General features: G+C 58.5%; 20 protein-coding genes. 6 read left to right on the top strand and 14 right to left on the bottom strand.

Going from position 1 to position 21,276, the window contains the following annotated elements; genetic code table 11:
* Positions 1-68 precede the first annotated feature (68 nt).
* The 5 genes from GOV80_RS16540 to GOV80_RS16520 all read left to right on the top strand — a co-directional run bounded on the left by GOV80_RS16540 (position 69) and on the right by GOV80_RS16520 (position 5,869).
* Entirely contained in the window at positions 69-905 is an 837-nt protein-coding gene (locus tag GOV80_RS16540; protein WP_170786400.1) for a flagellar motor protein MotB, read from the top strand.
* A 97-nt stretch (positions 906-1,002) separates the two neighbouring features.
* Complete coding sequence (locus tag GOV80_RS16535) at positions 1,003-2,298, top strand: flagellar hook protein FlgE (RefSeq protein WP_170786398.1); 1,296 nt, start codon at positions 1,003-1,005, stop codon at positions 2,296-2,298.
* 18 nt (positions 2,299-2,316) lie between these two features.
* Positions 2,317-3,768, top strand: a complete 1,452-nt coding sequence (gene flgK, locus GOV80_RS16530) for a flagellar hook-associated protein FlgK (RefSeq protein ID WP_170786396.1) — start codon at positions 2,317-2,319, stop codon at positions 3,766-3,768.
* A 2-nt stretch (positions 3,769-3,770) separates the two neighbouring features.
* Positions 3,771-4,778 (top strand): flagellin, encoded by a 1,008-nt coding sequence (locus GOV80_RS16525; RefSeq protein ID WP_170786394.1) that lies wholly within the window; start codon positions 3,771-3,773, stop codon positions 4,776-4,778.
* Entirely contained in the window at positions 4,775-5,869 is a 1,095-nt protein-coding gene (locus GOV80_RS16520; RefSeq protein ID WP_170786392.1) for a flagellar basal body P-ring protein FlgI, read from the top strand. The genes GOV80_RS16525 and GOV80_RS16520 overlap by 4 nt, the downstream gene beginning before the upstream one ends.
* A gap of 56 nt (positions 5,870-5,925) precedes the next feature.
* Here GOV80_RS16520 and GOV80_RS16515 read toward each other — a convergent pair whose 3' ends face one another.
* The 8 genes from GOV80_RS16515 to GOV80_RS16480 all read right to left on the bottom strand — a co-directional run bounded on the left by GOV80_RS16515 (position 5,926) and on the right by GOV80_RS16480 (position 13,472).
* On the bottom strand, positions 5,926-6,573 hold the full coding sequence (locus GOV80_RS16515) for a DUF1523 family protein (protein ID WP_170786390.1): 648 nt from the start codon (positions 6,571-6,573) through the stop codon (positions 5,926-5,928).
* An 11-nt stretch (positions 6,574-6,584) separates the two neighbouring features.
* Positions 6,585-6,851, bottom strand: coding sequence for a hypothetical protein (locus GOV80_RS16510; protein ID WP_170771035.1), 267 nt, complete (start codon positions 6,849-6,851; stop codon positions 6,585-6,587).
* Complete coding sequence (locus tag GOV80_RS16505) at positions 6,852-8,189, bottom strand: DUF6638 family protein (protein WP_170786388.1); 1,338 nt, start codon at positions 8,187-8,189, stop codon at positions 6,852-6,854.
* A gap of 371 nt (positions 8,190-8,560) precedes the next feature.
* Complete coding sequence (locus tag GOV80_RS16500) at positions 8,561-8,857, bottom strand: hypothetical protein (protein WP_170786386.1); 297 nt, start codon at positions 8,855-8,857, stop codon at positions 8,561-8,563.
* Between the two features lie 154 nt (positions 8,858-9,011).
* Positions 9,012-10,943, bottom strand: a complete 1,932-nt coding sequence (locus tag GOV80_RS16495; protein ID WP_170786384.1) for an AAA family ATPase — start codon at positions 10,941-10,943, stop codon at positions 9,012-9,014.
* Between the two features lie 57 nt (positions 10,944-11,000).
* Entirely contained in the window at positions 11,001-12,119 is a 1,119-nt protein-coding gene (locus GOV80_RS16490) for a hypothetical protein (RefSeq protein WP_170786382.1), read from the bottom strand.
* Positions 12,112-12,396: a hypothetical protein gene (locus tag GOV80_RS16485; RefSeq protein WP_170786380.1), complete on the bottom strand. Its 285-nt coding sequence runs from the start codon at positions 12,394-12,396 to the stop codon at positions 12,112-12,114. The genes GOV80_RS16490 and GOV80_RS16485 overlap by 8 nt, the downstream gene beginning before the upstream one ends.
* Complete coding sequence (locus tag GOV80_RS16480) at positions 12,393-13,472, bottom strand: coiled-coil domain-containing protein (protein ID WP_170786378.1); 1,080 nt, start codon at positions 13,470-13,472, stop codon at positions 12,393-12,395. Before GOV80_RS16480 ends, GOV80_RS16485 begins: the two co-directional genes overlap by 4 nt.
* 270 nt (positions 13,473-13,742) lie before the next feature.
* Between GOV80_RS16480 and GOV80_RS16475 the strand changes: the two genes are divergently transcribed.
* A complete protein-coding gene (locus GOV80_RS16475; protein WP_170786376.1) occupies positions 13,743-15,926 on the top strand; it encodes an esterase-like activity of phytase family protein in 2,184 nt (727 codons plus the stop codon).
* A gap of 73 nt (positions 15,927-15,999) precedes the next feature.
* On the opposite strand, the gene GOV80_RS22570 is transcribed toward GOV80_RS16475, so the two are convergent.
* From GOV80_RS22570 to GOV80_RS16445, 6 genes are all read right to left on the bottom strand, one after another.
* Positions 16,000-16,242, bottom strand: coding sequence for a glycine zipper 2TM domain-containing protein (locus tag GOV80_RS22570; protein ID WP_170771051.1), 243 nt, complete (start codon positions 16,240-16,242; stop codon positions 16,000-16,002).
* A gap of 255 nt (positions 16,243-16,497) precedes the next feature.
* The gene (locus tag GOV80_RS16465) at positions 16,498-16,965 is read right to left on the bottom strand and encodes an Hsp20 family protein (protein WP_170771055.1); all 468 of its coding nucleotides are present in this window, start codon (positions 16,963-16,965) and stop codon (positions 16,498-16,500) included.
* A 123-nt stretch (positions 16,966-17,088) separates the two neighbouring features.
* The gene (locus GOV80_RS16460; protein ID WP_170786374.1) at positions 17,089-17,901 is read right to left on the bottom strand and encodes a trypsin-like serine protease; all 813 of its coding nucleotides are present in this window, start codon (positions 17,899-17,901) and stop codon (positions 17,089-17,091) included.
* On the bottom strand, positions 17,898-18,686 hold the full coding sequence (locus tag GOV80_RS16455; protein ID WP_237215887.1) for a trypsin-like serine peptidase: 789 nt from the start codon (positions 18,684-18,686) through the stop codon (positions 17,898-17,900). The genes GOV80_RS16460 and GOV80_RS16455 overlap by 4 nt, the downstream gene beginning before the upstream one ends.
* 115 nt (positions 18,687-18,801) lie before the next feature.
* Entirely contained in the window at positions 18,802-20,124 is a 1,323-nt protein-coding gene (gene glcF, locus GOV80_RS16450; RefSeq protein WP_170786372.1) for a glycolate oxidase subunit GlcF, read from the bottom strand.
* Between the two features lie 4 nt (positions 20,125-20,128).
* The gene (locus GOV80_RS16445; RefSeq protein WP_170786369.1) at positions 20,129-21,229 is read right to left on the bottom strand and encodes an FAD-binding protein; all 1,101 of its coding nucleotides are present in this window, start codon (positions 21,227-21,229) and stop codon (positions 20,129-20,131) included.
* Between the last annotated feature and the right edge of the window lie 47 nt (positions 21,230-21,276).

The raw sequence follows: 21,276 nt of genomic DNA, 5'->3' as shown, positions 1-21,276 counted from the left end.
AAGTGTTAAGCCCACCTTAAGACCTGCCCGGCTACCCCTGTAGTCGGGTGATAGAAAAGGTGGTGGAGATGGGTGCGCAATCCAATGCGGCGCCAATCATCATCAAGAAGAAACGTGTGTCAGGTGGCGATGGTCACCACGGTGGCGCGTGGAAAGTCGCATATGCCGACTTTGTCACGGCCATGATGGCGTTCTTCATGTTGATGTGGCTGCTGAATGCAACGACGGAAAAACAACGCAAAGGGCTGGCGGACTATTTTTCGCCGACGATTCCGGTGAATCCGTTTTCGGGTGGGGGCGACGGGGCCTTTGGCGGCGACAATATGTTCTCGGAAAAAACCCTGGCGATGAGCGGTTCCGGCGCCAGCCAACGCAGACCGACCGAAGCAAGGCAGGCGCAGGGCTCCATCGGGGTCAGTGCAGATGGCGGCGAGCGCGAGGTTCAGGATTTCACCACGCTTGAGGCCGAACTGATGGGGCGGACAGGCGAAAGCATGGTCTCGAACAAGGTCTTGCAGCACATCGTCACGCGCGTCACCGACGAAGGTCTTGTGGTCGAGCTGTTCGATACCGAAGACCAGCCCCTGTTCGAATCGGATAGTGACACACCAACGGCGATGATGCGGGCGCTGGCACTTTTGGTGGCGCGGTCCTCGGACTTGGTGACAAATACGGTGGCCGTCGAAGGGCATGTGCGCGCCTCGCCCGTGGTTCTGGCGCAGAACCCGGCCTGGGACGTATCAACCGCGCGCGCTCAGAAAGTGCGGCAAATGCTTCAAGATAAAGGGGTTACGCCGTCTCGACTGGATCGCGTCACGGGACATGCTGACCGAGAATTGACGGCCAAAAACCCGATGGCCGTGCGCAATAACAGGGTTGAGGTCATCTTTCTACGCAATCCTTGACCGCAAAAGGTAGGACGCATTTTACCTGTTAGCGCGCTGTTAAGGCCCAGCGCGTTAGCTGTTGCATCAAGAATTGACGCAACAGAAGGGCGTGCCAATGACTATTTCTTCTTCGCTGAATGCCGGTGTGGCCGCATTGAAGGCCAATGCCAACCGGCTGGCGACCATTTCCGACAACATCGCGAACTCATCGACTTTCGGATACAAACGGGTCGAGACGGATTTTCATTCCATGGTCACGTCCGGTCAAGGCGGCAGCTATTCGGCAGGCGGGGTTCGCACCACCAGCCAGCGCCTTATCGACCAACGCGGCTCGCTTGTGACCACCAACAACTCGACCGATCTGGCCGTGCGCGGGCGTGGGATGTTGCCGGTGCGGTCCAGCTCTCAGATAGCAGGTGGTTCGAATGAGATGCTGCTGACCACTACTGGCTCGTTTCGCACAAATGAAGAAGGGTATCTGGTTACAGAATCCGGGCTGGTGCTGCTGGGCTGGCGCGCCAATCCGGACGGGACAATCCCGGCTGTACCGCGCGACACACCTGCCGCGCTGGAACCAATCCAGCTGAGCGTCAACCAACTGTCCGGTGCGCCAACCACACAGATGAACCTGCGTATGAACCTGCCCGCCACGGCCACCGATGCCGGGGCACCGGGCGACACACAGCCCCTGTCGGTTGAATATTTCGACAATTTGGGCAAATCGGAAAGCGTGGATATTGAGCTGGTCCCAACGGTTCCCGCCACAGGCAGTAGTAATGAGTGGACTATGATCCTGCGCGACTCCGCGTCGGGTTGGGCAATCGTCGGGGAATATACCCTGACTTTCACCGACAGTCGCACCGCGGGCGGAACACTGGCCAGCGTGACAGCGGTTTCCGGTGGTGCTTATGACCCGGCGACGGGAAGCCTGATGGTGAACGTGGCGGGCGGCCCGATGGAGATCAATATCGGTCGGATTGGCGACGCCGATGGCATCACGCAGTTGTCGGATACGTTTGCTCCGGTCTCGATCACCCGAGATGGTTCGGCGGTTGGAACGATGACCAGCGTTCAGGTCGACGAGAACGGATATGTCTACGCGTTTTATGACACAGGCGTCAGTCGCCGCATGTTCCAGATCCCGCTGGCGGATGTGCCCAACCCGAACGGGCTGACGGCACTGGACAGCCAGACCTACGCCCCCTCCCGTGAAAGCGGGACCTTTTTCCTGTGGAACGCGGGCGAGGGTCCAACCGGCGATCTGGTCTCATTCGCGCGCGAGGAATCCACGACCGATGTGGCGACCGAACTGACCTCGATGATCCAGACACAAAGGGCCTATTCCTCAAGTGCCAAGGTGATCCAGACGGTGGATGAGATGCTTCAGGAAACCACCAATATCAAACGTTAACCCAGGGGGATCTGTCTCATGAACATGTCGACAGCCTTGAACAACGCCATCGGCGGCCTGACCGCCGCCAGCCGTGGCGCCGCTGTTGTCTCCGGCAATATCGCCAATGCGCTGACACCGGGATACGCGCGCAGGTCGCTGGAGCTGACGACCAACACGATTTCCGGCCACGGCGTTCGAACTGTCGGCGTGGTTCGGCACCAGGACCCGGTCCTGACGGCCAATAGGCGAAGCGCGGACGCGGATCTTTCCCTTCAAACGGTAGTTTCGGGGTTTCACACTCAACTCGAACGTCTGGTGGGCGGACCCGACGATGCGACCTCGCTCGCGGCTAGGCTTGCCGATTTCGACGGCAGTCTGATTACCGCCGCCAGCCTGCCCGAGTCGTCCGAACGGTTGGATCAGGTGGCGCGTACGGGGCGCGATCTTGCAGACAAATTGAACGCGACCTCGGAAGGGTTGCGTCAGATGCGATCGGACGCTGATCGCACAATCGGCAAACAGGTGGACAGCCTGAACCAGACGCTCAAAGATCTGGAAGAGATCAACGCCAAAATCCCCGCCGTGAAATATGTGGGGGGCGACATCGGCGCGCTTCTGGATCAGCGCCAAGTACTGATTGATCAGGTGAACCAGATCTTACCCGTCAACGTCGTGCCGCGCGCGAATGATCAGGTATCGATCTATTCTGACGGCGGCTTGATCCTCTTAGAGGGCAGCGCGGCCGAGTTCTCTTACACCACGACCGGTGACACCAAGCCCCATATGACCGTCGACAACGGGCTGCTTTCGGGTCTGACACTAAACGGTAACTCGGTTCGAACATTAGGCGACAACGCGCAGATCCGAGGCGGCGCACTGGCCGCGCAGTTCCATATCCGCGACGCGCTTGCAGTTGAGGTTCAGTCCAATCTGGACACGGTGGCCCAAGACCTGATCGAACGGTTCGAAACACCGGGGCTGGACCCGACCGCCCTCGCCACTGACGCAGGGGTGTTTACGGATGCAAGCAATCGGTTTGACCCGGCTGCTGCGGCTGGACTTGCGTCGCGGATCAGTCTGAACCAAATCGTCGATCCTGATGCGGGTGGCCAAAGCTGGCGGCTGCGCGCGGGGCTTGGGGCGGCGGCTCCGGGTGATCCGGGGGATGCCTCGCAATTGCATGCGTTCAGCGCCATCCTCAGTGCGGCCCGGCCGGTTGCAAACCCGGTTTTCGGCACCGGAGATATGCGCGCCTCGGACTTGACCGAAGCGCTTATGTCCAAAACCGGGGCCGACGCGCATACGGCCAATCAGCGTCTGGTTTTCGCCAACAGCACGCAAGAAGAGATGACCCGGATCGAAGCCGAGCAGGGCGTCGACACGGATCAGGAATTACAGCGCCTCATCCAGATCGAGCAGACCTACGCCGCCAATGCGCGGCTGATCTCGGTAGTGGATGAGCTGATGGAAACCCTGTTGAGGTTGTAAGAATGGTTCTGACGTCTATCGGAGATCTGGCGCGGGGTTTGACGTTGAAAACTCGCGCGACCGACATCAAAAACCAGATCGAAACACTGTCCTACGAAATGGCCACCGGCAAAGTGCAGGATGTATCGGGCCGTTTGGACGGAGATTATTCGCATCTCTTGGATCTGGATCGCAGCCTTGCCCGACTTGATGCCTTTCAGGTCGCCACGTCCGAGGCCGGGTTGTTCACCGATGCCATGCAGCTGAGCCTGACAACCGTTGACCATTCCGTCTCGGAAATCACTGCATCTCTGCTGTCTTTCGGAACATCCAACCAGGCCGTGACCCACGAAAACGCCTCGGTTCAGGCGCAGAATGAGTTGGACACGGTTATTTCTGCGCTGAACACGCGGGCGGGCGGGCGCAGCCTGTTTTCCGGAACGGCGACCGATGTATCTCCTTTGCCGTCTGCGCAAACTTTGCTGACCGCGCTCAAGACCGAGCTAACAGGCGCGGTCGCAGTGACCGATATCCGTCAGCGCGCCGAGGATTGGTTCAACGATCCAGCAGGTTTTGATGCGGTGATCTATCAGGGCTCTGCAACGACGCTGTCCCCAATGCAAATATCGGAATCAGAAAGCGTCAGAGTCCCGGTGACGGCAACCGATCCTGCGCTCAAGGCGGCCTTGCGCGATATCGCTGTCGCAGCCGCTGTTGCAGATCCAGCCCTGGGAATTACAAGGGATCAGCGAACAGATCTCTTCAAGCAACTCGGGGTCGATCTGGCCAACACCCAGAACGAAACCGTCAATCTGCGGGCCAGGGTCGGTGTGGCCGAGGCGCGGATTGAACAAGCCGCCACGCGCAACAATGCCGCCCGCACCAGTTTGGAATACAGCCGCAACAAACTGATCGCCGCAGACCCTTATGAAACGGCGGCACAGCTGCAAACGGTCCAGTTCCAGTTGGAAAGCCTGTATTCCGTCACCGTCCGCAACGCCAACCTGTCACTGGTGAATTTCCTGAGATGAGAGTTCTTGTTTTCCTTTTAATGTTGCTGCCCAGCCTGGCATCTGCCGGTGCAATCCGCCTGAAAGACCTGGTGGATTTCGACGGAGTGCGCGGCAACGATCTGGTCGGTTATGGTCTTGTGGTCGGGCTGAACGGAACCGGGGATGGGTTGCGCAACTCGCCCTTCACCGAAGAGATCATGTCGAACATTCTGGAACGGCTGGGCGTGAACGTCACCGGCGAAGATTTTCGTCCCAAAAACGTAGCGGCTGTGCTGGTGACAGCCAGCCTGCCGCCATTTGCGCGGGTAGGTGGGCAGATTGACGTGACAGTCTCTGCCATAGGGGATTCCAGCAGCCTGTTGGGTGGGACGTTGATCATGACCCCGCTGAACGCCGCCGACGGGCAGATCTATGCGGTCGCGCAGGGTACAGTTCTTGCGGGCGGTGCCTCGGCTGAAGGTCAGGCCGCAACGGTGGTGCAAGGCGTGCCGACCGCGGGCGTGATCCCTTCGGGTGCGCGGGTGGAACGGGAAATCGACTTTGATCTGTCGACCCTGACACAGATGCGATTGGCCCTGCGCGAACCGGATTTCACCACCGCAGGCCGGATCGAAGTGGCAATCAATACCGAATTCAACCGACCTGTTGCCATCATGCGGGATTCGGGCACCGTTGAGCTGAACATCGCCGCCACTCAGGCCATATCAACAGCACACGCGATTGGTCGGATCGAGAACATACTGGTCGAGCCCGAAACAAAGGCCCGCGTGGTCGTTGATCAAAGGTCAGGCACAATCGTAATGGGACAAGAGGTGCGCATTTCGCGCGTTGCGGTCTCTCAAGGAAACCTGACCCTAACGGTCGAGGAAGCCCCAATTGCGATACAGCCCAACCCATTTGCGCGGGGAGAAACTGTTGTGGTGTCCCGCACGATCGCCGGGATCGAAGAGGAAGAAGGCACGGGATTGGCCGAAATTCCCGAGGCGACAACCTTGTCCGAGGTTGTCGCCGGCCTGAACGCGCTTGGTGTGTCGCCGCGTGATATGATCGACATCCTCAAGACAATCAAAGCCGCTGGGGCGCTCCATGCGGAATTTGTTGTTCGCTAGATATAGAGAGGTCTGCTGCAGCAAAGAATGGCAGCAGACCCGGTATCTGGAATACGTTACTTCGATTTCCAGGAATTCAGCCACTTTTTGAAACGGCTGCTTTGTTCGCCGATCGCGTCGCCGGCAGCGTAGAGCCCATCCTCAACATTCTCGATCACCGGATCGACCCGCGCCGCGCGGAAGCGTCGCCAGCGCACCCAAATGGCCCAGATCAGCGCTGCGAGCACCGTCAGAAAAATGATGTTGAACCAGGGGATCAGGCGCACATCCGGGCTGTCGACGGGGCGCACGGAAACAGCGTTGGGAAAGATCGACATCAGCTGATTGCGCCAGCCATAGTGGCGCAAAACCACCCATTGCGGGTTGTCTGCTGTCGAAACAAGGTTGGTCAACTCGGCCTGCAAGTTGGAACTATCCAACTTGAAATAGGGTGGCCAGCCCCAACCGGTATCTTCGTTGCGATAGACGCGCGGCTTGCCGTTGGGGCGGAAGGTTTCGACAAAGCGCACGTCGCGGTTGACGGTCTGCGCACCTTCTTGCCCAGTGTCCTGCTGCGCCCAAAAGATCGAATTCTCACCGAAATCGACGCGCCGCACCTCGGTCTTCACGATACGCACCACATCCTGTTGTGGCAGAGTGTATTCCAAAACCGAGGCAATCAGCCCCCAGAACACAATGATGAACGCCCATTTGACATAGACCATCTATCCGGTCCTCACATGAAATTTGTTATATAGATCAACAGGGCAATCGCCCCAAGCGGGATGACATAGACACCCAACAACAGTTTCTTGCGAAACGAGTTGTCATACTGCCGCATCCCACGTTCAAGAAATGCGTCACGATCACCGCGCAACCCTTTCTTTTCCCAATGGGCAATCAGCTTGCGGCGACGCACCAGACGGGAATAGATCGACAGCCCAACATAGATCACGGTCAGGACAATCAACAGGGGGATCAGAAATCGTAACGCGACGAACATTCACCCTCTCTCCAATGCGCCCCAGGGGCCGACCCGCGCAATCACCGCCTCACTGACCCGGTCCTGGCCGCTCATGTCGGGCTCATGCCCAAACAAGGCGGCGCGAGCCCCAGCCTTGTCCACCTGATACTCGCGCGCGAGAAAGTCGGCAACATAGGTTTTCTTGTTCTCAGGCCAGGTTTTGTAGGTGCTGTAGAACAATTCCTTGTGGCAGATGAACAACTGGCGCGGGTCCAACGGGGCCAATTCGGCCAGCAGCATATTCACCAGATCCCGATGCGGGGTGTCCTTTGCGCGCAGGGTGTAGAAATAGGCCGGATGGTCCGAAGTGATTCGCGGCCACGGCCCGCCATCGGTCGCCCAGCGCAGCAATTGCGCCAACCCGTGATAGGCATCGGGCAGGTGGTCGGCGTGGTTTCGGGCCAGACGACGCATGTCGCGGCGCTCCAACCCTGTCAGATCAACCCCTGAACCCGCAGCCGCCGCCACGGTCAGAAAATCCATCTTTTGTTGCAGAATGGCGGCGGAATCCACGCCGCGCGCCTCGATGACCGTTTCGACAAGATTGTTGTAGCCCAGAAACTTGGCGATCTGATTGCGCTGCGATTTGTGGAACACATACTTCATCGACAGATCGTCAGGCGTATCACCCATACAGATCGCCGCCGGATGGTCGAGGTCCGGAAAAAGGTAAAGCCCGCCATAATGCGCGGTCCAGAAATTCGGCTGCTCAAAGGCTGTGTGGCGCAGCCGAACCGGGTTGCGCGTGACGTCACCGGTGTCCTTGGCGGTATCGATCATCTCGGCAATCAGAACATCATCGAACCAGGCGTCCTGTTCGGTCTTGAACCGTTCGACCAAACCCGCAAGCTGTTCAGCCTTGCGCAAGGTGCCGCCGACCGTATCGGCCTCGATCTCAATCTTGCGCAGGTTCAGCAGATCATTGGGCGTGCTGAGTTTGAAGACCGAGTTCACCAGCTCTCCGGCCACGGCATCGGTGGCGGTCAGGGCGAACAACTGCGCCTCGTTCATCTCGATAAACTCGCGCAGAATGTCGCGCGAGGTCGAGAATTTGACGTTCAGCAAAGGCGCGCGTTTCTGCTCGGTCGTCAGCAGGATGAACTGCCGGTTCACCCCGTTTGGATTGAGGTAGAGCGGGTCGTCCAATTCCTGCCCGATCTCTGGGGAATAGCCCGAGATATCCACGTGGAAATCCGTCAGCTGAGTGGCCTTGCCCGCCAGATGCTGCAACGCGCGGTTATACCGCTCGACCAAAGCCGGGCTGGAGATGTGGACGAGATTGCCGAACATCAGGCCTTTTTCGATGAGGCGGATCATTGGAAGGCCTCCAAGAGTAGAATTCGCGCTGGGAGTTCACAGACAACGTTTCGTACATCAAGCATTGGTCGTATCTTCGTTTGAATGGGAGCCCAGTCGCTTCGCACGGTCGTTCCATCCCAGAATGTTAGGTAAGTCTACAATCACGAAAACGACGACGGCCAACCCAAAAAAGCTCTTCCTAAAAGCGCTCGAAGGCGTTTGACCGTCCAACTCGACTGGAATGTTGGAAAACGGCCATAACTCTCCGAACTCGGCGAAGACTATAAGCCACGCGCCCGACAAAGGCAGCGCTAGAATGTAGATGATCCTTTTCAGTCCTTTGGATTTCAAATGGCCCTATCCTTTCCTTTTTGTTGAATGAATATCGACTAATCTGCACTCGCTGTCGCACGGCGTACAAAAACAACCGCCAACACCAACAACGGCAACGCAAACGCCCGCGCGGTGATTTGCAGGTTGAACCCGATGTAAGACACCACGCTGCCCTCAAACAGGATCAGCGTCTCTTCCCATGAGGTGCCCTCGAACCCGCCACCCGCGTTCACGCCGAATTGGGTCAGGAACAGTACCGCTACGGCAGCCAAAAAACCGATCACACCCCAGCGCAAAGGCAAAATCAGGCCCAGAACAAGGGCCAAACCGGTGATTGCGACTGTCAACGTCATGTCTCTTTCTCCTTTGACTGACAGAGCGCATCAGTGCGCGCTCTGACGCTCAAAGTCTGCGCGATCACATGAGGTAACAACGGCCGACCAAGAAAACGTGAAGGCATTTCAGCCAACTGATCTGGACAGTTTGATTGCTTGATCAAAGTAGCCGTCACCCTTTCCCCTCCAGATATCGCCGCTTGGCCTCTTCCATTCGGCCCATCTCTCGCACGGCGTCCTCAATCGCGATCTCATCGCTCTTGTCGGCATAGCGGAACTCGCTGTCGGCGTAGCGGTTGATTTCCTGCATCACCATCTCGACCGTGATCGGCTGGCGCAGCTCCTCGATCATGCCCTTCTTGGTGTCGTAGTCGCGGAACAGGAACAGGTCGGGGTTCTCCATCCACTCATCCGGCAGTTCGAAATCCATCGCACGGACCTTGACCGCGTCGGTGATGTTCTTGATCGCGCGACCCGTAAACCGCTCGTCCGCCTGCTGGATCGCCTTGAGGTAGGTGCCCAGCTTGGCAATTGTGTCCATCTGGCCGATCTCACCGGAAACCCGGTCATAGACCTGTAGCAAGGCGTCCTCATGCGGGCGGGAGTGGCTTTCGAAACTGGCGGCGACGGCCTTTTTAATCTCCTGCGCGGCATAGGCGTCGTGTTCACCCAGCGGGATATCGTGGTTGCGGCCCATTAACAGGTGCAGGATGTCGATGTAATCCTCGCGCGTTTGCGGCCCGTCCACCAGGAACCGCGCGCCCGCCCGCTGGCGTAGGGCGTCGTCCACATTCTCGGGGTAGTTCGAGAACATGCCAAAGGTGCAATTGCCGCGCACAACAGTGTTGGCACCTGCAAAGCTTTCCATCAGCACGGCGGTGATTTCCAGTTGGCCCGCGCTGGACTGCCGGTCGCCGCGTTTGCCTGCCAATTGGTCGATATCATCGATGGTGCCAAAGCCGATAACCGAGGGGTCGATGATCGTGTTGATAAACGCCTTGGCGTTCTGACCGGATTTGCCCTGATAGCTGTCTATATTGTCGGTGCTCAGGTTTTGATAGCGGAACGGATAGCCCGCGTTCTGGCAATAGTCGTTAATCAACCCGGCCATCATCTGGATCAGGGTGGTCTTGCCGGTGCCCGGTTTGCCGTCGCCCATGAAGGTAAAGATGAACCCACCGAGTTCCGCAAACGGGTTCAGGCGGCGGTCAAAGTCGTAGGCCATCACCATCTTGGCCAGTTTCATCGCTTGATATTTCGCGATATGGTTGCCCACCACTTCGTTCGGTTTCTTGAACGTCATGGTCAGGGTGGTGGATTTGGCTTTGGAGGCGGGTTCGAACCCCCGGATCGTCAAGTCATCCGCCTCGATATGCCAGGCGGCGTTCTGGAACGGGGTCAAATGACCCGCCGACTGCGCGCGTAGGGCGGCCTTGTCCATCAGTTGTTCGGCATAGGCGCTGGTGGCCGCGATCAGATGCGCATCGTCCGGGGCGTGTTTCGCCAACATCTGATCCAGCTCCCACAAGGCACCGTGCAGCGCAAGCTGGCCATTGTCGGTCAGAATTTCTTCAATCTCGCCCAGATCAACGGTGGTTTCGCCCAGATGGGACGACATCAGATACGCCAGTGCATTGCCGAAGGTGTGAGATGTAATCAAAGCCTCAGCCGTCAGCAATTCCGAAAACTCGCTCTTGCGCGCAGCGGGCAAATCCCCCGCCAGATTGGCGCGCTTCAGATCGGCCAGAGCGGTTTGCTCCGCATAAGCCTCGGCCACGGCCAGGGCGATGGCAATCGCGCGGCGCACAGCCTGCTGCGTCGTGGCCTGTTGCGGAGAAACCAACGCATCGCCATCATCCGCAGCCTCGATCCGCTCGACCAGATGCACCCCATCCACGCGTACGGTACGCCGAGTCACCAACCCCGGTGTGGTGGATCGAAACCGCCGCCCCGTCGACACGCCCGAGGACCGCTCGACCGCCGCCTCAACCGGTTTGGCAATCCGCGGCGCATGCTCGAACCCGTTCAGCAAGGCGGTCGCTGCCGGGTAATGCTTACGAATATCGTCTTCGCGCAATTCCATCTGATCTGACGTCAAACTCATCTCAAAAACTGCCCTTGCTTCTTCTGTTCAAAAATACCTCCGCCGGAGGCAAAAAATCTAATAGCGCAACACTTGCCCCGTCTTGCTGACAACGAATTTGCGCACGTCACCAAAACCCGGCGGGTCGCGCTCTGCCAGAACCTGAAACGGGCGCTGAGGCAGGATGATCGACCGCTGCGTGCGCGTGGCCCCAGTCTCGGCCCCTTGCGCGCCGAACGGATCCAAAGCAAAAATTTCGCGCTCAACGGTCGAGAACCACCCAGCGCGTTCCTCGGTGACATCCTCGCTCTCCAACTCCTCGGTGGTCCAGGCCAGCGCCCAATCCTGACCCTCGGGGGCCTGCGCGTCCTCCAGCACTTGCCGCAGGGGCCCGGATTGTTCCGTATAGGCCGAGGAATACATCGGCCCCACATGGATGCGGCGCAGGTGTTTGGGGTGCAGGTCGTCGAAATCCTGATCGAACCCCTTGGCAATCGTCACCAGCTTCAACCCGCCCAAGGATTGCGCCATCAGATGCGCCTGCACCTCGGGCCAGCGGCGTTGGTCTTTGGGCAGAGCTGTCCTGCCACTGTCCTCCACCTGCATCATGTAGATGACCGGCAGGTTGATCTGGCTGTCATAGACCGCCCAATGGATCAGGAACTTGCGCCGCTCACCCTCATTTCCAATCCAGTGGCACTCGGGATCGTTGCGGGACCAGAACAACTGACCTTTCAGCAATTCCTCGTAATAGAGCCTTTGAGACAGCGCGAACTGCAGCTTGGTCGGAATTTCCCGGTCGCCAATGATCGTCCGCACCATGTCGGTTTTCAGATCGTCTTCCGAGGGCATATTCGCCAGATGCACCTTCGCCTGCTGCGCGTCGTTGGCCATGGTCAGCAATTCGGCCGACACCGGAAACCCGCTGTCGCGCTTGTCCATAGCAAGGCTGCCAAAGAACCGCCCCGTGTCGCGACCGACCAGCAGGTATTTCATACTCAGCGCGCGGAAGGTGTAAAGCAGCCCCGAGAGGTAGCGCGACACGATCCGCACCTCTTGCTTGCTGATCGCGCCCTCAGCCTCCATCGTCGCAGCCACGCGCAGGAGGTGGACGGAGATCACCTCGAATTTGCGGAAATATCGGCGCGAGGCGAAGGTGTCGGTCAGGCCGACATGATCTTGGGTAGGGTCAGTCATTTAGAGGTTTTTTGTAATTTTCGCCAAAAACACGCTTCGCATGGGCCTTGCCGTACAAGTGTTCTGTACCTTCTCCCAAACCGTAGTCTCTGAGTTTTTCGGCACAGAATTGAGCAAGCCCCAGGAACGCGACCAGCACGCTCACAGCTGCGACGAGTGACCCAGTCGCAATTGCAGATCCATTCTCATAAGTAATGCCAAAAGCCAAAGCGATCACACTGACAAAGGCTGAAGTGATGACAAATAGCTTTAGGGTTCTCTTCTCGAAATCAGTCATCCCCCGTACAAATTCTTATCATGCTTCTCGACAATCGAGGCAAACCGGCGGGCAAAGCGTTCATCCGCCTTAGCTTTTTTCTCCAACACGTCGCGGGCAAAGACCATGTGGCCTTCGTGCGCCTCAAGCATGTCGGCCATTTTCTGGTTGGTCGCGGTGCCGATGGCGGCCATGGCGGTTTGCGCTTCTTGGTCGGTCTGAACGCCGATCTCGTTGATGCGGTGGGCCACGTCTTGCTGCTGCGCCGTTTTCAGCGATTTAGTCAGGGCGTCATACAGCACGACGCGCTGTTGCGTGTCTGTCTGCAGCTTGTTGATCAGCACCATCTGCGTCGCCGCCTGGTTCTGCAGTGAATCGACCCAGGTCTTGCCCTTTTCGATATAACGCTCCAGCGTTTGGGATTTGGCCAGCTTGACCTGTTCCTCCTGAACCTTGGCGTTGTATTGCTTGTTCAGCTCGGCCAATTCAGTCTCTAACTGGGTCCGCGCGGCGGCGTCCTGTTCGACGCTGATCTTGTTTTCCAGAGTAATAATGGTCGGGTCCATGCCCTGAATTTCTGCGCGCAACGCCTCCAATTCGGCCACGGTGGCCTCACGGTCGTCCAGCGTGCCGGTCAGGTTGTCTTCAACCTTGACGCGCTGTTCCTCCAGCACAGATAGTTGCCCTTCCAGCAGTTTCACGATCACGTCAGATTTGGCGATCAGGTCCTGCAGCTTGTCGTCGATATTGGCGGTGCGCATCCGTTCCTGCCGCATCGACTCGGACTTGGCTTTGGCGAAAATGCCCACAAAGCTCTCCCATCCAGTTTTCGAGCGCATCTCGTCGAAATCCTTGGAGAACGCGTTGGTGACGTCATCCAGCCCCATAATCAGCTCAGCAATATTGGCGTTCATCACCTCGGTATGGGCATGTACGTCTTCAAGCGTGGCGTTTTCGATGTCGATATCTGCCTCGGCCGTGCCAATCTTGGCCCGCGCCGCGTCAATCCGCGAGGTCAGGCTTTCGATCTGCGACTGGCTTTCACGCACTTTCGTCTGCGTTTCTTCGATCAAGGCGTCAAATTGATGGTTCGACATCTGCTATCCCTTTTTTTGTTAAAATCCCCAATAAGATAGGCAATGTTACGCCTATTTACATCCCCTTGGGCGGAAAATTCCTGCAAAGACTGGCAAAAATACATGGCAAAAGATAGACCCTGCAATCTGGGCGCGACCTGAAACGAACAATCGCATCGCGGCAGCAAGAAGGCAGCCCATCTTGTCACCAATTTGAAACAAAACCGTCACGCCAGCGTAATGAACCACGTCCATCCCCCCTTGCAACTAAGCAAGAGAGGATACCAACCGATGTCATTGCGCTGTGTCTGTCTGACATCTGCCTTGGCCCTGACCGCCGGTCAGGCCGTGGCAGAGATGAATTTCAACCGAATTGCGTCATTTCCAGTTGTGAAGAACATGGCTGAGGGTGCGGATATGAACCGCGAAACCTCGCCTGAGATTATCGCGGCGACTGCAGATGGCATGACGCTGGTCTATACCGACAGCCCGCTGGGCGTGATCGGTATGGTCGACATCGCCGACCCGGCGAACCCGGCACCTTTGGGTGCGATGGAGGTGGGTGGCGAGCCAACCTCAGTTGGAATCGTTGGCTCGACGGCTTTTGTTGGCGTGAACACGTCGGACAGCTACACCGCACCCTCGGGCAAGCTGATCTCGGTCGATATTGCGGGCAAAGCGCAAACCGGCGCTTGTGATCTGGGCGGTCAGCCTGACAGCGTCGCAATCGCCCCGGATGCCAGCTTTGTCGCCGTCGCCATTGAGAATGAGCGTGACGAAGATCTGAACGACGGTTTCATCCCACAGCAACCTGCAGGTGAGCTGGCTCTGGTGCCATTGAAAGATGGCGCGCTGGATTGTGCAGGCATGAAAATGGCCTCGCTGACCGGTTTGGCCGAGGTTGCGCCGACCGACCCCGAGCCCGAGTTCGTGGACATAAACAGCTTGGGTGAAACCGTCGTCACCCTGCAAGAAAATAACCACATCGCGGTTATTGCCAAAGATGGCACCGTGATCAGCCATTTCTCGGCCGGCAGCGTGGATCTGGAAGGCATCGATGCCACCGATGAACGTGGCGCGCTAATTTTCACCGAAAGTCAGCCGGGCCGCCTGCGTGAACCCGACGCGGTGAAATGGATCGACGACAACCACTTCGCCACCGCCAATGAAGGCGACTATGAGGGCGGCTCGCGTGGTTGGACGATCTTCCACAAGAACGGCACCGTTATTTACGAAAACGGCACCGAGTTCGAGAAAGCCATCATCCAGATCGGTCACTACCCCGACAAACGCTCGGACAGCAAAGGCGTTGAGCCGGAAAGCGTGACCGCAGCCACCTTTGGCGGTACGCCGATGATCTTTGTCGGGGCGGAGCGCGCCTCGGTCGTGGGTGTCTATGACGCCACTGACCCCGCGAACCCGGTTCTGAAACAACTGTTGCCATCAGGCGTTGGACCGGAAGGCTATGTGGCGATCCCCGAGCGGAACCTGCTGATCTCGGCCAACGAAAAAGACCTGATCAAAGATGGTGGCCCGCGTGCACATGTGTCGATCTTCGAATATCAGGATGCGCCCGCCGCCTACCCGCACCTGACATCGGAAGGCGCGGATGAGCTGATTGGATGGGGTGCGCTGTCCGGTCTGGTCGCAGATGAAGACGGCATGATCTATGCGGTCAATGACAGCTTTTACGGCTTCCAGCCCTCGATCTTCAAGATCGACCCTAGCCAGCAGCCCGCCCGCATCGTGGACGTGATCCGCATTCACCGTCAGGACGGCAACCCGGCGCAAAAGCTGGACCTTGAGGGCATCACGCTGGATGGCAAGGGTGGCTTCTATGTCGCGTCCGAAGGGCGGACCGACCGCGTTATCCCGCACGCGATCTACCACGTCTCTGCTGAAGGCAAGATCAAGGACCGCAAAGGCGAGATCGGCCTGCCGCCTGAACTGATGGCAGTCGAGAAGCGTTTCGGTTTCGAGGGCATAACCAAAGTCGGCGAAACCCTGTGGATGGCCGTACAGCGCGAATGGAAGGACGACCCGGAAAACCACGTGAAACTGGTCGCGTACAATCTGGAAACCAAGGAATGGGGTGCAGTGCACTATCCCAAGGCTGACCCGGAAATAGGCTGGGTCGGTCTGTCGGAGATCGTGGCCTTTGGTGATCATGTCTATGTCATTGAACGCGACAACCAGCACGACCACCGCGCCGTGACCAAAAAGATCTATCGCATCCCGCTGTCAGAAATGACCCCTGCCCCGCTGGGTGGTGAGCTGCCAGTGGTCACCAAGGAAGAGGTTCGCGACCTGCTACCTGACCTGACCTCAACCGGCGGGTACGTTCTGGACAAGATCGAAGGTCTGGCCATCCTGCCCTCGGGCGAGGCGTTTGTGATGACCGACAATGACGGCGTCGACGATGCCTCAGGCGAGACGATGTTCTGGTCGATCGGACAGGTGACGGCTGGGAACTGAAGCACATATTCCTAAATTAAAAGCGCCGCGCATTACCTGCGCGGCGCTAAACTGTTAAGCATGTAACTTTTCGTCAGTTGCAAGCCGACTGACCTGCATACATTCCAAGTCCGGCACCTGCCGCAGTCGCCAGTGTTTGACCTGACCCGCCGCCAAAGCGATTGCCGACAACGCCACCAAGAGCCGCGCCACCCAAAATACCTGCTGCGCAACGCGCATCGTGCTGGACCTGGGCCTGTGTTGGTGTCGTTGGCGCCCCGCACGCCGCTAACGCAAGCGTGCCCACAAGCAAGCAAGATACAGTTACTTTCTTCATTTCAGATTCCTTCCATTCACTCGCACTCAATTGTCCTTACTTTTGGTCATGTAAGACCCAACGAACCCCTACCCACCACGGAACCGACCCAGATCAAGACGGCTGGGTTCAAGTAGCTCGTTGAACATTCAACCTCTGCACTATTGCGCAGGATCGATATTGGTTTGGGGAACAACGCCCCGCGTCTGGAGGTACGCGGGGCGTGCAGTCTGCGATAGCCCCGAGAGGCAGGACTATCGCGGTGGTCGGACGGCCTTAGTTCACGGCTTTGGCGTCAACCACGTCCTTTTCGATGGCCTGACCAGACGAAATCTGAATCCGGCGCGGTTTGAGCGCTTCGGGCACCTCGCGCTTGAGGTCGATGTTCAGCATGCCGTTCTCATGGCTCGCACCGGTCACGCGGACGTGGTCAGCCAGTGCAAAGCGGCGCTCGAACGCGCGGGTGGCGATGCCACGGTGCAGGTAGGAACGGTCCTTGTCCTCGGCGGCTTTCTTGCCGGCCACGATCAGGGCGTTTTCCTTCACCTCGACCGACAGATCGGCCTCGGCGAAACCGGCGACAGCGACGGAAATCCGATAGGCGTCAGCGTCGGTTTTTTCGATGTTATAAGGCGGATAGCTGGGCTGAGCCACGTCATTGGTCAGAACGCGATCCATCATGTCGGCGATCTGGTCAAAGCCAATGGTTGCGCGGTGCAGCGGAGCAAAATCAAAAGTACGCATGTGTCATATCCTCAAGTCTGAGCGATCTACGATATGCCCTCCGGTTCGGACGGGCGGTTTGCTGTATCAGGCCCCGTTCGTGGCGACCCGATACAGTTCACATGGGTAACGATTTGGCCGAGTTCAACCCCCGCCGGGGCTGATGAATTTCGCACCGGAATTGGACTTGCCCGACCCGACCTGTAGACGATTGATCGAGGCTTTGGGCTGCGGTGCGTCGCGGCGCAGATCGGCCTTCAGATCCGAGACAATTCCGGCCAGTTCCATGCCAAACCCAACCTTGCGGCCATTAACTGCGCCAACCGCCGAAACCACCGACAGAATCTGCCAGCGCGACCCTTTGCGCGCCAACAGGGCCGAGCCCGAAGACCCAAAGGTGATATCGCAGTTAAACAGGATTAGCCCCTGCACTCTTTGCAGAATATCGCAGGACCGTTCGCGGGTAATCGCCTCGGATCGACCCCGCCCGTACGAGGCCAGGCTGACCTCACCCCCCGTCACACGCCCGCTGTGCAAGGCAAAAGGGTCCGCAATGGAAAGAGGGATCGGTTGTTCCAGCTTCATCAGGGCAACGTCGGCCCGAACGCCAGCATTCGAAAGCGATGGATGCTTGGCATAATCGGGATGAACTGCGATCTGTACAACCTTTCGGTCTGCCAGCGATTGCCCCTGACTTAGACCCGCGCGGAACGTCACCTGCCCCGGCGCATAGGGTCGGCCCGTTGCCCTATCCAGCGCACAATGCGCGGCGGTCAGTACAATGTCCTGCGCGATCAGGGTGCCAGTGCAAAAGCCTTGGGTTCCGATATCCAGACGCCCGACCGCTTCCCAACCATAGAGGTCTTCCCGGTCGGTCAGCTTGCGCTTGGCACTTTGGGCGCTTGCGGTTGTCGCCATCACCAGCAGACACAATAGGGTCGCAAGAATACGCGTCACGGTTTGACAAACCTCGCACCCACATTGTTGCGGGCCGCTCCTGGCGGCGTGTCGGCGATGAACCCGCGCCCGGCGGATAATTCACGGTGCAGAACATCCAGTGAATCCTCGACCGTTGTGCCCACGGCCACACGTTGGCCATTGAATTCGGCCTTGGCAGCCACGACCGAGACGATGCGCGGGCGGTCGCCTTCGAACGAAAACACAGGCGCCCCGGACGCGCCGAATTCCACATCACAGGACATCACCAAAACGTCCGAACGTCGGGTCATGACCGAGCAGACCTCTTGCAACGATGGCGCTTCAGCCCTGTCCTGCGCGTATGAGACCACGCCAACCTCTTCCCCTCGCGCCGGGCGTGCGCCGGTTTCAAACGGGATGACGGTGGTGTTGCGGATCGGTTGCCACAGCTCGACCAGCGCGATATCGCTGCCAATCCGGGCAGTGGAGTCCTCGCCAAACTGGTATTCGGGATGAATGACAGCTCGCCGCGCCGCCCGATAGGCCGACGCTCGACCCAAGCGCCATGCGGCTAGAAACTCGACATCTGACAAGTCCACGCGTTGGCCAGTAACCTTGTCAAACAAACAATGCGCGGCGGTCAGTACAATAGTCGGCGAAATCAGGGTGCCTGTGCAAAACCCGGCACCGCCGATATCCAGCCGCCCAACAGCCATCCACTCGCGCCCGGCATCGGTGGTTTCCAGGCTTTTCAACCTTGAATCCTGAGCCATTGCGGCCATGGGCATCAGCGCCAGTGCTAAGACCTTGATCCAGTTTCGCAAGCGGTTCTCCGGCGTAGCTTCGACTTATCCTCCTACGCAGTGCGTAAGGCGAAATTAGGGCGCTCGCTTGACAGCCGGGTTCTGAACGCGACCAGTGCGTCGCCGGAACAGATACCTACCTTAAGATCGGCACCTCGCGGTCCGGCCTGTGGTCCTGCTGCATGGCCCTTGGCAGGGGCCCTCCGGTCGTCCAGTCCAACAACTCGACCGTGTGCAGAATCGGAACCTCGGTAGCCGATCCGATCTGCATCATACATCCGATGTTGCCTGCGGCAATCACATCAGGGTTACCAGCCTCCAGCGTCCTGACCTTGCGTTGTTTGAGTTTCCCGGAAATCTCGGGCTGCATCAGGTTGTAGGTTCCGGCGCTGCCACAGCACAGATGGCTGTCCGCAGGTTCGACCACAGTAAACCCTGCACGTTTCAAAAGGTCCTTGGGATAGGTTTTGATTTTCTGACCATGCTGCAACGAACAGGCTGCGTGATAGGCCACAGTCAGACCCTTTTCGCCACCTTCGGGCATATCCAGCTGCATCAGTAGCTCGCTGATATCCATGGCAATCTCCGACACCCGCGCCGCATCTTTGGCCAACGCGTCATTGCGGAACATATGCCCGTAGTCCTTCACGGTCGTTCCACAGCCCGAAGTGTTGATGACGATGGCATCCAACCCGTCCCCGTCCATCTCGGCCACCCAAGCGCGGATATTGGCAGCGGCCGCTTTGTGGCTGTCATCGGACTTGCCCATGTGATGCGTCAGCGCTCCACAACAGCCCGCACCTTCGGCCACGACAACCTCACACCCCAGCCGGGTCAGCAAACGGATAGTGGCATCGTTGATATCAGTGTTCAGCGCCTTTTGCGCGCACCCCGTCATAAGCGCCACACGCTTTTTGTGCGCACCCTTGGGGGCAAAGCTTTGCGGGTCGTCGTTGCGACTGACCGGAGGGATATGTTTTGGCGCCATATCCAGCATCGCCCGCAACCGCGCATCTGGCATCAGGAATTTGAACGGACGGCCCAGCTTAGCCCCGATCAAAGCCCATCGGAACCGCATCGGATAAGGCAGGATCTGCGCCAGCACCCAGCGCAGGGCGCGGTCGGTGAAGGGCCGTTTGTAATTCTGTTCGATATATTCACGCGCGTGATCGACCAGATGCATGTAATGCACACCGGACGGGCACGTGGTCATGCAGGCCAGACAGGACAGGCAGCGGTCGATATGTTTGACCGTTTTCTCATCCGGCACACGCTCGTTTTCCAGCATGTCCTTGATCAGGTAAATCCGCCCGCGCGGGCTGTCCAGCTCATCGCCCAGCACCTGATAGGTGGGGCATGTGGCGGTGCAAAACCCACAATGGACGCAGTTACGCAGGATCTCGTTCGAGCGCTGAATCGCCGGGTCTTGCAGTTGTTTTTCAGTGAATGTTGTCTGCATCTGCTTACCCCATCAGACCCGGGTTGAATAACCCGCGCGGGTCGAAACGCTGTCGAATGCCCTGTGTCAGAGCCTGAATTCCGGCGTTTTCCGGCTGAAACCGCCCCAGGGCCTCAACCGTTTCGGCATCGGCCCTGACCAGGGTCGCGTGACCTTCAAAAGCGCCGAGACGTGCGCGCAGGTCCGTGCCTTTGGGCACCAGCGCCCAGATCAGCCCGCCGCCCCAGTCATAGAGGGTTCGATCCGCTCCAATCCGCTGCGCAATCCCGGTCGCATCCGAAGGTTTGACCGAAATCCGCCACACATCCCCATCCACACCATGAAACGCAGATACGTCCCGAATGGCCTGCCACCGCTCGACCGAACCATCGATCTCAGCAATCTCTCCGAAACCGGCCAATGTCGATTTCAACTGCTCAACGCGATAGGCGACAGAGTCCGTGAACCCTTCGACCCTCAGAAGAACCCGCATCTCTTGCGGGTCATAGGCCGCACCCGACACTTCGAACGGGGATTTCAACGCCGCTGACATCACCGCAACAGCCTCGCTGACATCATCAGCGCGCAAGGCCAATGTCGCCACCGCCTCTGGCTTGGGCAGCACTTTCAGCGACACTTCGGTCAGAACACCCAACGTGCCCCATGACCCGCCCATCAGTTTGACAAGATCATAGCCGGTGACGTTTTTCATCACCCGCCCGCCATTCTTGACCACATGGCCCTTGCCATCGACATATCGCACGCCCAACAGGAAATCACGGCAAGCCCCGGCCTGAATGCGGCGCGGGCCTGAGATATTAGCGGCCACGACACCGCCAATGGTCGGCGCACCATTCGTGCCCAACAGACCGCGATGATCCATCGGCTCGAACGCCAATTGCTGCCCTTCGGCCTCCAACGCGGCCTCGATCTCGGCCACCGGAGTACCGGCCTGCGCCACAATCGTCAGCGCACCCGGCTCATACAGGGAAATACCGCTCAGTCCGCCGGTTTCGATGGTCATCTCTGGCCCGCCGATCCCGCGGGATCCACCACCGGCAATTCGCACGGGGCCCTGCAGCCCGGCCACTATTTCGGCCACTTTGGCCTCTGTTTCAGGTCTCATGACACTTCTTCTGTTCAAAAATACCTCGGGGGAATCGCGGCTTGCCG

Origin of the sequence: Ruegeria lacuscaerulensis (assembly GCF_013034685.1) — a bacterium.
GTDB lineage: Bacteria > Pseudomonadota > Alphaproteobacteria > Rhodobacterales > Rhodobacteraceae > Ruegeria > Ruegeria lacuscaerulensis_B.
The sequence above is the reverse complement of the archived record's forward strand: the minus strand, read 5'-3'. Positions and strand labels throughout refer to the sequence as shown.